The sequence below is a fragment of the Sphingobium sp. TomTYG72 genome (assembly GCF_055394715.1).
Map to the genome: position 1 here is coordinate 1,212,477 of NZ_AP027336.1, position 15,407 is coordinate 1,227,883.

The following is a 15,407-nucleotide window of genomic DNA, read 5'->3' on the forward strand; positions in this document are numbered from 1 at the left end:
TTTGTCCAGCCAAGCCGCACTTGCCGCCGCGACGATCCGCCCCTAAAGCGGGCCGCCCGTAAAAGTCTTTCTATTCTGGACTTCCTCCATGCTTTCAAACTTCCGCCGCTTCATCCACTCGAAATTCGGCGCCCTCTTCGCGCTCCTTTTCCTAGGCGTCATCGCGGCGGCGTTCATCATGGGCGATTTGTCCAGCGGTCAGTTCGGCACCTCACTGGGTGGCGGCGGCGAAACAGTCGCAAAGGCGGGCCGCACCCGTTTGACACAAACCCAGCTCCAGGAGCGGGTTCAGCGCGTCTTCGAAAATGCCCGCCGCGCCACCCCCGGCCTCCAGATCAGCGAATTCCTCGCCCAAGGCGCCGCTGGCCAAATTTATGATCAGTTGGTCGCCGCGATGGCGCTGAAGGAATATGCCAGGGATCAGGGCGTCCATATCTCCAAGCGTCTCGTCGATGCGCAGATCGCCCAGATACCTGCTTTCCAGGACGCAGCAGGCAATTTCAGTCAAGAAAATTTCCGCCAACTTCTGCTCCGCGAACGCATCACCGAAAAGGCCCTGCGCGAAGACATCACCCGCGAAATTCTGGAACGGCAGATGCTCGCTCCGCTCGGCCTTGGCGTGAAGCTGCCGAACAGCATCATCCTGCCCTATGCCTCGCTGCTGCTGGAGGCGCGCCAGGGGACGATCGCTGCTATCCCCGCCGCAGCCTTTGCGGACATTAAGGACCCCACCGACGCACAGCTCGCCACCTATTATCAGCAGAATGCCGGGCGCTTCACCATCCCAGAGCAGCGCCGCATTCGCTATGCCGTGATCGATGGCGAACGCTTCGCGCAAGCCTCGCAGCCGACTGACGCCGAAATTGCCGAATTCTATAATCAGAACAAGGCGAACTATGCCGCCAAGGAAGGCCGCAATTTCGAGCAGCTCATCCTGCCCAGCGAAGCCGCCGCGAAAACGATCGCAGAGCAGGTAAAGGGCGGCAAGTCGCTTGCAGCCGCTGCGCAGGGCGCAGGGCTGGAGGCGTCGACGCTGGTGGATCAAAGCCGTGAAAGCCTGACCACCGCAACGTCCGCCGCAATCGCAAATGCAGGCTTTGCGGCCAAGCAAGGCGAGTTTGTCGGCCCGATCCGAGGACCACTCGGATGGATCCTGCTGCGCGTATCGAACGTCAAGACCGTTCCCGCGCGGCCGCTGTCAGCCGTGCGCGACGACATCGCAACGACGCTCCGCTCGCAAAAGCAGAAGCGCCTGCTGAGCGAGTTCACCGGGAAGGTTGAAGATCAGATCGCCGATGGCGGCAGCTTTGAGGAAGTGGTGAAGGACAATGGCCTGAAGCTGGAAACGACGCCCTTCCTGATCGCCAACGGCAAGCAGGTCGAGGATCAGGCCTATCAGGCTCCGGCTGATGTCCGTCCGCTGCTGGCTCCCGTGTTCCAGATGAGTCAGGACGATGACGCGCAACTTGTGCCCGTCACGCCCGACCAGCGCTACGCTCTCGCCGCCCCCGCCGAGATTCGCGCCGCCGCGCCGCCGCCGCTGGAAAAGGTGAAGCCGCTGGTACTTGCCCAGTATAAGCTGGCGCAGGGCAACGCAAAGGCGAAGGCCCTGGCCGAGCAGATCCGCGAGAAGGTCGCCAAGGGCATGAAGCTTGCCGATGCTGTGGCCCAGGCTGGCGTCCGCCTGCCCGCGCCGCAGACCGTAGGCGGGCGTCGCGCCGATATCATGCGGGAAGGTCAGCGCCCCCCCGCCGAGGTCGCGATCCTGTTCTCCATGGCAACGAACAGCGTCAAGACGATGCCGATCGGTCAGGATCGCGGCTATTTCGTCGTGCAGCTGAACGGTATCAAACATGGCGATGCGGGTGGCCAGACCGCCCTGCTTGATCAGGTCCGCAGCCAGCTTGGCGATGTCGTCGGGCAGGAATATGGGCAGCAATTCGAACGGGCGGTCGAGAAGCAGCTTGGTGTGACCCGGAACCCGTCAGCTGTAGCCAGCGTCCAGCGCGCGCTTGCCAGCACCAATGGCGGCGCACAGTAACATGGTTTCGGGCAGCGCAGGCAATGACGGGATAGCGGCTGCTCATGCCGCACTGGCGGCTGGCAATTCGGCGCTGGTGTGGCGCCGCCAGATCGCGGACACGGACACACCCATCTCCGCCGCGCTCAAGCTGTTTGTGGCCGATCGCGGCGACTTTCTGCTGGAATCGGTCGAAGGCGGTGCGGTTCGCGGGCGCTATAGCCTGATCGGCCTAGCCCCCGATCTTGTCTTCCGCGCGCAGGGACAGGCGGCTGAGATCAATCGCCACTGGGCGACGGACCCGCAGGCATTTGTTCCGGAAGCGGCTGGCGCGCTTGATGCGTTGCGCGCGCTTGTGGCGGAATGCCGGGCTGATCTTGACCCCGCGCTTCCCCCTGCCCTCGCCTGCCTGGTGGGCTATTTCGGTTATGAGACGGTCGGCCTTGTCGAAAAGCTGCCGCGCCCTGCGCCCAATCCGCTTGAACTGCCCGACATGCTGTTCGTGCGGCCGACCATCATCCTTGTTTTCGACCGGCTGGCCGATGCGCTGTATCTTGTCGCCCCAGTCTGGAAGGGCAGCTTCAGCGATGCCGACGCGGCGATCGCGCAGGCTCTGGAGCGGATCGATGCAGCGGCGGCGCGTCTGGCGGCGCCATTGCCGCACACGCCTGCTCCCCAGGACATTACCGATGTCGATGTGACCCCCGCGCTGGAGCCGGGTCGCTACAAGGCCATGGTCGAGCGGGCCAAGGACTATATTGTCGCCGGGGACATATTCCAGGTGGTACTCGCCCAGCGTTTCACCAGCCCCTTCACCCTTCCGCCGATCTCCCTTTACCGGGCGCTGCGACGAATAAATCCTTCGCCCTTCCTCTATTATCTCGATCTGCCCGGCTTTGCCCTGATCGGTTCCAGCCCCGAGATTCTGGTGAGGGCACGAGATGGCGAAGTCACCATCCGCCCGATCGCGGGAACGCGACCACGCGGCAAAAATGCTGTCGAAGATGCTGCCAATCGCGAAAGCCTGCTCGCCGATCCAAAGGAACGGGCAGAACATCTGATGCTGCTTGACCTCGGGCGCAATGATGTGGGACGGGTCGCCACTGCCGGGTCAGTGACGGTAACCGACAGCTATACGGTCGAATTTTACAGCCACGTCATGCACATCGTGTCGAATGTCGTCGGCCGCCTTTCGCCCGACAAGGATGCGCTGGATGCCCTTTTCGCGGGCTTCCCGGCCGGCACGGTTTCGGGCGCGCCCAAGGTCCGCGCTTGCGAGATCATCGCGGAACTGGAGCCGGAGACGCGCGGCGCCTATGCAGGCGGCGTCGGCTATTTCGGACCCGACGGCAATATGGACAGCTGCATCGTGCTACGCACCGCCGTACTCAAGGATGGTATCATGCACGTTCAGGCAGGCGCGGGCATCGTCGCCGATTCCACGCCGGAATATGAGCAGCGCGAATGCGAGGCGAAGAGCGGCGCACTCCTCGCGGCAGCGCGGGAGGCCGTCGATCTCGCGCGGCAGGCTGGCTTCGGACAATAACTATTCGGCTGTCGTGGGGTCGATCACTGACCGCACTCTGGCGATGCTGTTGGCAGGAAGCCCTGCAAGCTCGGCATGCTGCCGGATCAACTCTTCGCTGGGCGCGCGGTAGAGACAATAGATCTTGTCGTCCGTCACATAGCTGTGGACCCACTGTATCTCGGGTCCAAGTTCGCGCAGCACATTACACGAACCTTGTGACGCGTTCCTGAGCTCATCGCCCCGCAGCCTTCCCGCGCCGGGCATCTCTCTTTCTATCACGAACTGCGGCATGACCACCTCCATGCGTGAAGAGCGTCGAATCTATGCCTGTGTGCGGCGCGAGTCCATAACGACGCTAACGGCCTCACTACCCGCCAAACGCGCGGCGATTTAGTCGCGCTGGAACATCACTGAAATGAGCTGAAACGCGCCAGCTGAGACAGCGCATGGCCTAACCACGCTGCACACGCTCCATCGGTTCCGACGTCACGGGATAGCCGAGATGATCGGGGATACAGAGATGGCGCACGCCGCCTCTCTCTTCCAGCCAGGGACTGATCTTTTCGACGGGAAAGGACGCTGCGTGGGCCGCCATCGCGGCGAAGCTGTCGAACAGGGCCAATCGCTCAAGATTGCGGCGGGTCGGGAAAATGATGCGCCCTTCGCCCGCGTCGCACAGAGCGATCGTGTCACTCGCGCTCATCCAGAACAACCGGACATTCTCGGTCGTATCCGCACTTGCGACCTGTCCTTCTGGCGCCTGCACCAAATAGAAATGCGTATCGTAAATGCGCGCAGCCATTTCCGCGCCCGCAGGATGCCAGCGGCTGAATGGCACCAATTGATCCAGGGCGAGCCTTATCCCGTGCGCTTCGATGATCGCCGAAAAATCTTCGCCATCCGTCAGGGCGCGCCGCATTTCGAACAATTGCGCCGGATCGGGTCGCACCCCAAAACCGATGCCAAGGCCGCTCTCCTCCAGCGTTTCACGGATCGCCGCCAGCCGAGCGGCGATTTCCTCCACGTCCCCGGACGCATCCACGGCGCGGGCCAATGCCCGATCCGCATCGTCAACCGCGCCTCCGGGAAACACGAGCGCTCCCGCCGCGAAAGCCATGCTTCCAGCGCGTTCCATCATCAGGATATGCGGCGGCCCATCGGGCATGTCGCGAACGATCACAGCTGTCGCTGCCGCCCGCCCTTCACTCTTGGTCGATGCCATGAAAGCCGCCATAGGCGCGTACAATGCTAACGGTAAAGTCCTTCCGGATCACCCCGTCATTTGAGGGGTGGTGGAGCCGAGGGGGGAAGGCATTACGAACACCAAACCCACGCAAATCCGCCATTTTCAAACTTTGCTACGCCTCATCGTGTAACAGCCTTGTGTTACATAGCAAGGGCATCGGTCAGAGTTGTCAGCGATGATCCGCGCCATCATCCAAGGGGGAAACTCACCCGAAAACAGATTAGAGTTGGGCACCCCGTTGCAAGGAGGATCAGGAGAATATGCTCGATAGTTCCTTACGATCTTCACGATATACACTGATTGGTGGACCGAAGGGCGGCCATGAAATTACGCTCAAACAATCTCCGTTGAGCGAGGTAGATGTGGGGCGAGAATGACCCCACGTCTCACAACAAAATCAACCAGTTACTTCTCATCCTCCCTCGCTTATATCTAGTCATATCTACTATCTACACTGGACGTAGATCGTCCGAAATCGCCCAGCGCAGACCATTTGAAGCCGCTAGTTTTCACCTACTTTGGCGTTCACCAGCTTGCCTCCCTCAAACCGGCACAAAGCACGCAGCCTTGTTTCCAGATTGAAGCTGTTCTTCGCGGTCAGCCCGATGGTGAAGGTCGCCCCGTATTCATCCTCAGTGAAGGACGTGTCCCCGATGTCAAAATCTGCCGTGCCGGGATGAGATAGCTGAGGCGTGATCGCCTCCTCGCACGGCTCTAGCGCGTCCGATCTTGAGAACGGCGCTTCTTCGGCGGCTGACGCAGCCTTGTCTTGCGAAGGTGTCCCGCCGGGCTTGGGCCACAGCGCGACAGCCAGCACCACCATGAACGCCCCGGTGATATAGCGGCCCGGATCGGAGAACGACCGCTTCCCTTGTGCGGCTTGTTCGCGGTGTGCCCGCGTCCACCCCATCACCGCAGCAAGAGCCAGAAACAGGGCCGAGAGGAAGCCTCCAAATGCAAGCAGCGAAATGGCAGCGGCGATCAAGGCCACCACGGAAAGCCGTTCCGGCCAGTCTAGCTTTCCGCTCTTACCGACAGGTCGCTTCGGGGCTTCGTCCGTATCAGGCCCTTCAACCTTATTGCTGTTATCCTTTACCATCATGCTACAGCCCCGTGCTCTGGGCCGTCGGCAGCGGCGCGTAGATCAGGTCGCAACCTCCCGTGCTCCAGTTGCTGAACTGCACCCGGTTGCCGCGCGCCTTGTCCAACCACACGCTGGTCGAGATCATGCCGCCCGACCGAGAAGTCGGCTGGCCATACACCCCGGTCAGATCGCGGCCCACCGCCATACAGGCGTCCGCGTCATCCTGTGCCAAATGAACCTGATTGAGCTTGCCACCTTTGAACCAGAAACTCACCCGCATCGACTGATCATTGGCGCTGTAGGTGCCTGCGGCCTCTTTCACGCCTATCGGCAGCGTAGCGTCCGAAGAGGGATCGACACGTTGGACCGTTCCCTTACTTGCGGCAACGACCTGATCCGGCGTCATGCCCCATTTGGAATACTGCCAATGTGCGCCAGCCGGGCTGGCGATTGCGGCGCAAGCGAGCGCGGAAACAAACGCCACCTGAATACCTCTGCGGATCACTCTTCACTCCTTTGACAAAGTCCTCCCAGCTAGAGCACAAAAATCATCAATAAGCATCCTATTGTATTCAATACGAACTCTACTGACTGTGGAAATCGGCGCTGCCTGATGGCCGAAAAGGCGGATGGACCTTAACGAGATCGAGACGGCTGATCAGGAAGTCTGCAAACGCTTTGCGGCGAACGTGCGGAGGCTGCGGAGGGCGCAGGAAAAATCTCAAGAACAGCTTGCAGACGATGCCGGTATCCACCGCACCTATGTTTCGTCCCTCGAAAGGACGGGCACAAGAAACCCAACGATCAGCGTGGCCAGCCGCATGGCCAAGGCGCTTGGGGTTCATCCGGGCGAATTGTTCGAGTGAGCGACCCGATCAATCAGGGTTGAGCGCGTCCAAAATCGCGGAGAATACTCCCATATATTCGCCCCGCAGGACATAACGCGGTTGCCCTCGCTTTTGGCGATGCCGCAGCGTCTTCTTCTCGATTATCCCAGCCCGCTCCAGCCGACGCAGCACATCAAGCGACGCTTCTGGCACACAATCATTCTTCAAGCCCGCATTACTCAACAGTGCGGTGTAAACGACGCGCGCCGAAGTCCCCTCAGCAGCACACGCTTCTGCGATAGCACTGACCATCGAAATCAAGTCACTTAATGCTGGACGATCAAGCTCCTCGAACAAGGCGGCAACCTGATCCCAATCACAACATTCTCTGAGGTCGGCTCGCTCGCTGCGAAAAATTTGCATGAGCCTATCGGCTGGGGCAGCAAGGATCATCGGCGAGTAACGCCCTCTTTTGGGTCGCGTGATCTCAAACCGCAGACGGTCAACGCTCTTGGCATAAACCGACAGGTCGCGTTCAGCGGGCAATTCGCTTCGGATCGAAAACAAATCTTCATATCGTTCCCAGCTAACTCGCTGGAGATGATGCCGGATGCGCGCTTCGCTCAGGCCGTTCAGCATGGCCTGCGCACTCGAACGCACCACTTCACGGGCCTTTGCATGGTATCGCTCAAAATAGGTCTCGATCTGGGGGACGCGTGCTGCGCCCCATTCTAGCCTTCCGCTAAATTGCCGGTGGAGAAGTTCGACGTCCGTTCCATCCGCCGAAGTTTCGAGACCAGTAGGAAACGGCGCTACGATCATGCCGATGACCTGCATCAGTTTATCAACGAAGATCGGAAAAAATCGGCCAAAAATATCTGGTCCGAGCAACTCGGTGCCAAGGTCGATGTCCGGCAACCAGTTTTCCTGATTGTCGAGCGATGGCGTCACGCCGAAATGATCAAAAAAGCCGAACGGGCTTGCTTGCTCCAAATAGGTGATGAAGTCGCAATTCGCACTGTCGGGCGCGATATATGCCGCAATCCGGCTGGCGAGCGTTCGTGTTGGATTGCAATGAAGCGAAACCGAAAATGAGCCAGCGCCTTCCAGTAAGCCGCGAACGAAAATCTTCAACGCGCCAAGTGTCGAGGCCGCATCCTGCCGAGTGCGGATGATCATTGTGCCATCGCGCCGCGCCTCTGGCGTCCGAAACCAATCTTCTCGCCAATGAGGCTGGGAAAGAAGTTCACGATAGGCTTCGGGCGTGACAGGCGTAGGAAAGTTGAAGGGGGTGTTAGGAGCAGAGATGCGCCAAGTCCCCGTGACGTTGATTTGCATCCGGTCAACGCCAACCTCGTCTATGCGAGGAGAAAGAGGAAGGGAGAAGGCTCGAAGGGCGGTTCGACTGCGTTGCCGGGCACGTATCACTTTCGTCCCAGTATCAGTTTCCATCCCGTATTCCCTATAAATTACCTTATCGCCTCTCTGTAGATGGCCGGGCACAGAAAGAAATCACAAACACGCGAGACCAGCCTTAAAGACCGTTCGGATAGCTGGCAGCAAATGGCTGCCACTGGGATGTAGGGCACAACGTGAGCTTCCTCGCCCATCCAGCATGGCCAGTCCGATCAAGGAGCCGCACCCATCGCTCAGGCTGCACGAACCGAGCATGGACTGCACCATGGCATCGGCGGCAGCACCCATACCCCTTCAGCGGAGATGCGTAATTTTCGAGGTGTATGGTGATCTCCCCCGGTGTCGCGGGTCGATCAAATCCGCATATCGAGCATGATGCCGGGCGGGTAATCAGACCGCGCCGGAAAGCGTCGCGCTGGATTGGTATCGTTGCTTGCCGCTCACTAGGGGACCAGCCGTTATACCATGTGCGACACCATCCACGATGCAAGGTCATGCCGCCCCCTCGGCTAGTACCCGATAAACCGAGGCGCGACCGATGCCCAGCGTTGCGGCGATTTCCGAAGCACCTGCGCCCGCATCTTTCATCGCACGCACCTGCTGCGCTTTTGCGCGAGCGGTGGGCGCTCGGCCACGATACTTCCCCGCAGCTTTGGCTTTGGCGATCCCGTCCTTTTGGCGCGAAAGCATCACGGCGCGCTCGAACTCAGCAACGGCCGCGAACATCGTCAACAACATGCGCCCACTAGGCGATTTTGTGTCCATCTCCGAGCCGCCGAAGTCGAGGATACGCAGGCCGACGCCCTTTGCCTCCAATCTGCCGACGATGCTCAGAAGGTCGGTAGTGGAACGTGCGAGCCGGTCGAGGCGCGTAACCACGAACACGTCGCCCTCGCGGACGAAATCTAATGCCGCACCCAGTTGCTCCCGCGCCGCGACCGAAGACACCATCTCACGGAAAATTCGTGTGCAACGCGTTGCAAGGAGTTGAGCCTCCTGCGCCTCTAGTCCCGCCACTTGCTCCGATGTGCTGCTGCGACAATAGCCTACCAGCAATGCTTCCTCCTATCTTGAACTGGAAAAAGCCTACCTGCTGGCGCAGCGCACACCAGCTCGAAGTGTATTATTGGATCAATACGGATAAAAGCGTTCATCCGCCCCGGCTTGGTTTGCCAGCAAAGTGGCCCCGTGAGGATGGCGCTTGCAGAGTGATAGCCTGCCCGTTATTGGGATCGCCGCTCGGCGCGCCTTACGGCGTTCCGAGCATGATCGCGCCGGTGCCTCGAAAGAGGCTTAAAAGGGAACGCGGTGAGGATGGCCCCGGCCGTCCAAATCCGGGGCTGTCCCTGCAACTGTAAGCGGCGAGCGCAATGCACATCGCTTCTTCTCAAGCGAGAGGGAGCAGCCACTGGACCGGACGCTAAATCCTGCGAGGTCTGGGAAGGCCGTGCATCAAGCTATGACCCGCGAGCCAGGAGACCTGCCAGCGTCTGGTCGCTCTTGCCCGGTCCAGGGGATGGCCAAGGCACGGTATCTTTCCGTTTGAGCGACGAACGGGCGGTGGAGGCCGCATCGGTTCGCGTGGCGGTCGCTTCATGGCGTCCGGCTGCTGACGCGTGCCGACCGTCGTTGGCGGCACGTCTCCACCCGAATGTCGCGTGACGCCGGGAAGACATGCAATGGAATGGAAGAATGTAGGATACTGGCTGGCCACAGGGCTGGCCGCCACCACGACGCAGCAGGCCAGCGCGGAAACCGCCGCTGATAGTTCAGCCGAAATCATCGTATCGGGCGTTCGGCCGGGCGCATTACTCCAAGAAACCGAGACCGGATCGCGCTTGAGGCTGACCGCTCTCGAAACGCCAGCCAGCGTCGCACAGATTGATGGTGACGCGATCCGCGCTCGCGGCGATCTGGATATAATGTCGGCGGTCACCCGTGCGCCGGGCGTCACCACCTCCGCCAATCCGGGCAATGGCGGCACGGCCCTGTCGCTGCGCGGCTTCTCCGGCCAAGGTTCGGTGCTGCAACTGGTTGATGGCGTCCGGCTGTTCCCGGTCGCGGGCACGATCACCTTCCCCACCGACCCGTGGAATGTCGAGCGCATCGAGTTGCTGAACGGCCCCGCTTCCGTCCTTTACGGACAGGGCGCACTGGGCGGCGCGGTGAACATCATCACCAAGTCCCCCAATGCCGAACGCACGGAATTTGACGCGGAAGCAGGCTACGGATCGCAGGATAGCTGGCGCGCGGCAGCAGGTGTCGGTGGGCCGCTTGGGGATATGCTTTCCTACCGGCTCGACGTCAGCTACCGGGCATCAGACGGCTATGTCGACCGTGGCAATTCCAAGAGCCTTGCCCTCTCCGGCGCGCTGCGTTTCCGGCCCAGCGACAGCTTCACGCTCACCCTGCGCAACGACTATGGCAATCAGCGGCCGATGGAATATTTCGGCACGCCGCTGATCGACGGCGAACTGGTGAACGGCAATCGGCGGCGCAACTATAATGTCGCTAACGCCAGTCTGCACTACCGCGACAACCGCACCACGCTCACCGCCGACTGGACGGTGGCCGAAGGCATCACCCTCTCCAACGCCGCCTATCGCCTCACCAGCAAGCGGCTGTTCAAAAATCTGGAGAGCTATTTCTACAATAGCGGCACTGGCCAGATCGACCGGATGGACAATCTGGGTATCTTCCACGACCAGACCCAATATGGCGATCAGGCGACCGTCCGCATCAGCAAGCCGATTGCGGGCCTGAAAAACGATCTGGTCGTCGGTTTCGACGCCAATCTCATCAAGCTCACCTATTCCAACGATTTTGGATCGGACAGCCAAGAGGATGCGGTTGATCCGTTCGACTTCGATCCCGGCCTGTTCTACGACACGCAGGGAATTGCGCCTCGCTACCGCAGCCGCACCAATGAATATAGCTTCTTTGCCGAAGACCGCTTGGCGTTGACCGATCAGCTTTCGGTAGTAGCAGGCATCCGGCACGAGCGCGACAAGGTGCAACGCTGGAACATCGTCTATAACCCGGACGGCAGCACCAGCGAGGTCAATGCCTTCCCCAATGGCGCGACCAACCGGAAGTTCCGCAATACCACATGGCGGATCGGCGGCGTCTATCAGCCGACCTCCAATATCTCGCTCTATGGGCAATATTCGACCGGCGTCGATCCGCTCGGCACGCTGACCACCTTCACCACCAATGCGACCCAGTTCGCCTTCACCAACGCGACGGGCGATCAGGTCGAGGGTGGCATCAAAGCCGTGTTTTTTGACGGCAAGGGCAGCGCGACATTAGCCGCCTATCGCATCGTCAAGAAGAAGCTGGTCGCGCAGCGCACGCCTTCCAGCCCGATAGAGCAGATCGGCCAGCGATCCGCCAAGGGTATCGAGGCATCACTGACGCTCCAACTGACCGACCGCTTCGGCATTGATGCCAACGGCACGGTGCTGGATGCGGATTTCGACGACTTCATCAGTGGCGGCACCAGCTACACCGGCAATACACCGCCCAACGTGCCCGAAGTGGCGGCGAACCTGTCGCTCTACTGGACGCCCATCGACGCGCTCCGCGCCAATGCCAGTTTGCGCTATGTCGGCCGGACCTTCTCCGACAACGCCAACAGCTACCGGGTGCCGGGCTATGCCGTGGTGGATGCGGGGTTGACCTATGCGTTGACCCCCAACCTCGCCGCGAACCTGCGGGTCTATAATCTCTTCGACAAACATTATGCGACCACCACCTATAATGACGAGCAGTGGATATTGGGCCGTCCCCGTTCCATCGACGTTTCGGTGACTGCTCATTTCTGATGGACGTGCCCGGTGGCGTCATCGCAGTAAGCGATGGCTGTATGTCACCCATCGCTGGCTGGGCATAGTGACATGCCTGTTGCTGGCGATGTGGTTCCTATCGGGCATCGTCATGATGTATGTGCCTTTCCCGTCACTGACCCAGCAGGAGCGGCTGGCGGGATTGGCACCCATCGACTGGAAGCAGGTCCATGGGGCTGTTCAGGCCGACGCCTTGATGCAGCAAGGAATAGGCGGCCCCGTATGGATAGGCGATGGGGCGACTTCGGCCGTGACCGGGCGCGCCATCGCTCCTGTCACGGCTCGCCGGGCAGGCGATATCGCCGCCGCGTTCGGCAAAGCGCCTGTCTCCGCCGTCGATCTGATCGAGCGGGACCAGTGGACGGTTAGTGGCGGGTTCAACCGCTACCGACCCTTGTGGAAGGTGACGGTCGACCGGCCGGATGGGGTGGTCCTCTACGTCGCATCCACCACCGGAACGGTGGTGCTCGACACGAACCGGGCAGAGCGTTTCTGGAACTGGCTCGGATCGGTTCCCCATTGGATTTACCCGACCGTGCTGCGTCAGGATCAGCCGCTTTGGCGGCAGGTGATCCTCTGGACATCCGGCGTGGGCATCATCGGGGCGGTCAGCGGCATGTGGATCGGCATCCTGCGTATGCGGCTGCGCCGCCGCTACAAAGGCGGGCGGATTTCACCCTATCGCGGCTGGCAAAAGTGGCATCATGTTACGGGGCTGTTTGGTGGCACGTTGCTGATTGCTTGGATCGTCAGCGGCTGGCTCTCCGTCGATCCCAACCGTTGGTTCGCCAGCAAAGGTCTGAGCGATGCCGGTCGCGCCGCTTATGCCGGAGCAGGGACGCCGCCCACGCTCGACTGGCAACTCGTCGGCAGCGCACCACAGGCTGCGGGCGCGCGCCAGATGCGGATGATCTGGACCGATGGCACGCCGTTGCTGCTCATCTCCCGGCCAAGCGGACAGGACGCGGTCCTTGATGCCCGGACCTTGAAGCCGGTGACGTTTGAACCTCGCCGCCTGATCCGTGCCGCCCATCGGCTGGTTCCCGGCGCTCGGATCGAAGCGGTGGACTGGCTCACCAAATCCGATGCCTACTGGTATGAAGCCAAGGCGAACGTGGAATTGCCGGTGTTGCGCCTCCGCTTCGCCGACGCGAATAGCAGTTGGGTCTATATCAGCCCCCGCACAGGCGAGGTGCTGCGAAACTTGGACGCTCGCCGCCGCCTCTACCGCTGGCTGTTCGATGGGCTGCATCGCTGGGATTTTGAGGTGCTTATCCAACAACGGCCGCTTTGGGACGTCTGGATGTGGCTATGGCTGACGCTCGGCTCCGTTATTTCGCTGAGCGGCGTTGTCATCGGCTTCCGCCGCTTGAGGGGAGCAGGGCCGAAACGCGCGGCTCAAGCTCCCGACCAATGGCATCCTTCATTTCTGTCTGGGCCACCGACCCGGAAGGTGTGATCCTTGCCGCCCTTCAAGCAGGAGCCGTATCAATGATCTCTGGATGATGTGAGACAATGCCTCACTGGAGCGATTTAGGGCCATGTGGGACAGCCAGAGAGGATTGGCTGCATGTCTCATGGGGGCAAGGTCTATTGAACTCCCTATGCCCTTACTGCCGATCAAGACGTTTGAAGCGGACCTCTTGAACGAACACAGAACATCAGGCATTTGAAGCGATAAACGATGCCAGCGGTGGGCTTGGAGTAAGAATGGCTAAGAACTCACGGATTGAATGGACCAATCACACGTTCAACCCGTGGTGGGGCTGCATTAAGGTTTCTCCGGCCTGTAAGCATTGCTACGCCGAGGCATGGTCCAAGCGGGTGGGCCAAAATGTGTGGGGACCGAAATCAGAACGACGGTTCTTCGGAGACAAACACTGGTCCGAACCATTGAAATGGAATTTGGAAGCAGAACGCTCTGGCGAGCGCAGACGAGTTTTCTGCGCGTCGATGGCGGATGTGTTCGAGGATAGGGCGGGTCTCGACGAATGGCGGGTCAAGCTTTGGTCTTTGATCGAGAGAACGCCCCATCTGGATTGGCTGCTTCTCACGAAGCGACCTGAACGAATTGCGGCCACCGTTCCTTGGGGCTTGCATTGGCCGGGTAACGTATGGATTGGGACGACCGTCGAAGATCAGGAATGGGCTGATGAACGACTTCCATATCTCGCCGAACTGCCTGCGGCAGTCCGCTTCATTTCAGCAGAACCGCTACTCGGCCCACTGAATTTGCGCCCTTGGTTAGGAACGAGCTTGGACTGGGTTATAGCTGGTGGTGAAAGCGGCCCGAAGGCACGCCCCTCAAGCCCTGCGTGGTTCAGAGATGTGATGAACCAGTGCATGGAAGCTGATGTAGCCTTCCATTTCAAGCAGTGGGGGGACTGGGCACCTGGACAAGGGATCAATCTAGCCAAGGCGCGTGCCGATCACGCAGCGGATGGCACTTTGATGTTGCGATTGGGAAAAAAGGTAGCTGGGCGGATATTGGACGGCGAAGTTTGGGACGGTCTTCCTAACGCACGGAGGGCGTGATCATTAATCCCCTTCTTTTTTCCGAAATGGAATTGCCGGTCACGCGAGCAGGTGCACCGGAGCGAAATTTCCAGTCGCTTCGGCACCCTCTGTGGACACAAAGCAAAGCCCATCTTATCCGCGACTATCTAAAACTGTTCACCATGGTCACTCGCCATGGAACCTACATCGACGGGTTCGCTGCCCCACAAGAGAGTGACCACCCGGAAATGTGGTCTGCAAAGTTAGTCCTTGAGAATGACCCGAAATGGATGCGGGATTTCTGGCTATGCGATCTAAACCCATCGGGAACAAGTCGGCTCGAAGCACTCGCAATTGAGCATCGCTCGAAAAGTAGGCGGATTTCTGTTCTGACCGGAGATTTTAATTTGACGGTTGATGAGGTGCTTGCATCTCCTCGTATTAAAGAGACGACAGCAACTTTTGCATTGCTCGACCAGCGTACATTTGAATGTTCTTGGGAGACCGTTCAAAAATTGGCTCGGCGGAAGACTGGACGCAAGATCGAGCTATTCTATTTCTTTGCCACCGGCTGGGTAGATCGTTCAATCGCGGCTGTAGCTCGCGAAGAAACCGCCGCTAAGGTAGAACGTTGGTGGGGCCGTGCTGATTGGCGTTCGCTTCAAGGAATGGAGAGCGTGCTACGCGCAAAGATGGTCGCCGCCCGGTTCAAAGACGAACTGGGATATGCTTATGCCCATCCTTACGCGATCCACAGTGCACGACGCGGCGGCAGAACAATGTATCACATGATCCACGCTACCGATCATCCTGATGCTTCGCCACTGATGATCCGGGCGTACAGGAAAATTTCTGGGCGTCCAGAAATTGAAAGTTCATCCCAGCAGGGGTCCCTTGAGGAACTGTGGGGCGCGCTCGAAGAAGAATGACGCAATACGTTGGATG

13 protein-coding genes and 1 riboswitch are annotated in these 15,407 nt (G+C 59.9%); of the genes, 7 read left to right on the forward strand and 6 right to left on the reverse strand.

Annotated features, from left to right (window positions below; all coding sequences use genetic code 11):
• The first annotated feature begins 88 nt into the window (after window positions 1-88).
• Both ACZ5U1_RS06160 and trpE read left to right on the forward strand, forming a co-directional pair.
• Entirely contained in the window at window positions 89-2,041 is a 1,953-nt protein-coding gene (locus tag ACZ5U1_RS06160; RefSeq protein WP_464779820.1) for a peptidylprolyl isomerase, read from the forward strand.
• Window position 2,042: 1 nt separating this feature from the next.
• Window positions 2,043-3,566: an anthranilate synthase component I gene (trpE, locus tag ACZ5U1_RS06165; protein ID WP_464779821.1), complete on the forward strand. Its 1,524-nt coding sequence runs from the start codon at window positions 2,043-2,045 to the stop codon at window positions 3,564-3,566.
• Here the strand turns inward: trpE and ACZ5U1_RS06170 are convergent, their stop codons facing one another.
• From ACZ5U1_RS06170 to ACZ5U1_RS06185, 4 genes are all read right to left on the reverse strand, one after another.
• The gene (locus ACZ5U1_RS06170) at window positions 3,567-3,839 is read right to left on the reverse strand and encodes a DUF4242 domain-containing protein (protein ID WP_464779822.1); all 273 of its coding nucleotides are present in this window, start codon (window positions 3,837-3,839) and stop codon (window positions 3,567-3,569) included.
• Between the two features lie 160 nt (window positions 3,840-3,999).
• The gene (locus ACZ5U1_RS06175) at window positions 4,000-4,770 is read right to left on the reverse strand and encodes an NUDIX hydrolase (RefSeq protein WP_464779823.1); all 771 of its coding nucleotides are present in this window, start codon (window positions 4,768-4,770) and stop codon (window positions 4,000-4,002) included.
• 526 nt (window positions 4,771-5,296) lie between these two features.
• Window positions 5,297-5,785 (reverse strand): hypothetical protein, encoded by a 489-nt coding sequence (locus ACZ5U1_RS06180; protein ID WP_464779824.1) that lies wholly within the window; start codon window positions 5,783-5,785, stop codon window positions 5,297-5,299.
• Window positions 5,786-5,897: 112 nt separating this feature from the next.
• The gene (locus ACZ5U1_RS06185; RefSeq protein WP_464779825.1) at window positions 5,898-6,383 is read right to left on the reverse strand and encodes a hypothetical protein; all 486 of its coding nucleotides are present in this window, start codon (window positions 6,381-6,383) and stop codon (window positions 5,898-5,900) included.
• A 124-nt stretch (window positions 6,384-6,507) separates the two neighbouring features.
• On the opposite strand from ACZ5U1_RS06185, the gene ACZ5U1_RS06190 reads away from it, so the two are divergent.
• Window positions 6,508-6,744, forward strand: coding sequence for a helix-turn-helix domain-containing protein (locus tag ACZ5U1_RS06190; RefSeq protein ID WP_464779826.1), 237 nt, complete (start codon window positions 6,508-6,510; stop codon window positions 6,742-6,744).
• A 9-nt stretch (window positions 6,745-6,753) separates the two neighbouring features.
• Here ACZ5U1_RS06190 and ACZ5U1_RS06195 read toward each other — a convergent pair whose 3' ends face one another.
• Window positions 6,754-8,043, reverse strand: a complete 1,290-nt coding sequence (locus tag ACZ5U1_RS06195) for a hypothetical protein (RefSeq protein WP_464779827.1) — start codon at window positions 8,041-8,043, stop codon at window positions 6,754-6,756.
• Window positions 8,044-8,613: 570 nt separating this feature from the next.
• Window positions 8,614-9,138 (reverse strand): recombinase family protein, encoded by a 525-nt coding sequence (locus ACZ5U1_RS06200; protein ID WP_464779980.1) that lies wholly within the window; start codon window positions 9,136-9,138, stop codon window positions 8,614-8,616.
• A 241-nt stretch (window positions 9,139-9,379) separates the two neighbouring features.
• Window positions 9,380-9,623: riboswitch (cobalamin riboswitch) on the forward strand.
• Window positions 9,624-9,800: 177 nt separating this feature from the next.
• Here ACZ5U1_RS06200 and ACZ5U1_RS06205 point away from each other — a divergent pair.
• The 4 genes from ACZ5U1_RS06205 (at window position 9,801) to tcmP (ending at window position 15,391) form a co-directional block, all read left to right on the forward strand.
• Window positions 9,801-11,945 (forward strand): TonB-dependent receptor, encoded by a 2,145-nt coding sequence (locus ACZ5U1_RS06205; protein ID WP_464779828.1) that lies wholly within the window; start codon window positions 9,801-9,803, stop codon window positions 11,943-11,945.
• Between the two features lie 67 nt (window positions 11,946-12,012).
• Window positions 12,013-13,425: a PepSY domain-containing protein gene (locus ACZ5U1_RS06210; protein WP_464779829.1), complete on the forward strand. Its 1,413-nt coding sequence runs from the start codon at window positions 12,013-12,015 to the stop codon at window positions 13,423-13,425.
• A 251-nt stretch (window positions 13,426-13,676) separates the two neighbouring features.
• Window positions 13,677-14,501: a DUF5131 family protein gene (locus tag ACZ5U1_RS06215; protein ID WP_464779830.1), complete on the forward strand. Its 825-nt coding sequence runs from the start codon at window positions 13,677-13,679 to the stop codon at window positions 14,499-14,501.
• A complete protein-coding gene (gene tcmP, locus ACZ5U1_RS06220; RefSeq protein ID WP_464779831.1) occupies window positions 14,498-15,391 on the forward strand; it encodes a three-Cys-motif partner protein TcmP in 894 nt (297 codons plus the stop codon). Before ACZ5U1_RS06215 ends, tcmP begins: the two co-directional genes overlap by 4 nt.
• The last annotated feature ends 16 nt before the right edge of the window (window positions 15,392-15,407 follow it).

Bases quoted from the DNA above. Each gene is read 5' to 3' on its own strand.
- trpE (WP_464779821.1), top strand. From the start codon at position 2,043: ATGGTTTCGGGCAGCGCAGGCAATGACGGGATAGCGGCTGCTCATGCC.
- ACZ5U1_RS06170 (WP_464779822.1), bottom strand. From the start codon at position 3,839: ATGCCGCAGTTCGTGATAGAAAGAGAGATGCCCGGCGCGGGAAGGCTG.
- ACZ5U1_RS06195 (WP_464779827.1), bottom strand. From the start codon at position 8,043: ATGCAAATCAACGTCACGGGGACTTGGCGCATCTCTGCTCCTAACACC.
- ACZ5U1_RS06160 (WP_464779820.1), top strand. From the start codon at position 89: ATGCTTTCAAACTTCCGCCGCTTCATCCACTCGAAATTCGGCGCCCTC.
- ACZ5U1_RS06215 (WP_464779830.1), top strand. From the start codon at position 13,677: ATGGCTAAGAACTCACGGATTGAATGGACCAATCACACGTTCAACCCG.
- ACZ5U1_RS06190 (WP_464779826.1), top strand. From the start codon at position 6,508: ATGGACCTTAACGAGATCGAGACGGCTGATCAGGAAGTCTGCAAACGC.
- ACZ5U1_RS06205 (WP_464779828.1), top strand. From the start codon at position 9,801: ATGGAATGGAAGAATGTAGGATACTGGCTGGCCACAGGGCTGGCCGCC.
- ACZ5U1_RS06175 (WP_464779823.1), bottom strand. From the start codon at position 4,770: ATGGCATCGACCAAGAGTGAAGGGCGGGCGGCAGCGACAGCTGTGATC.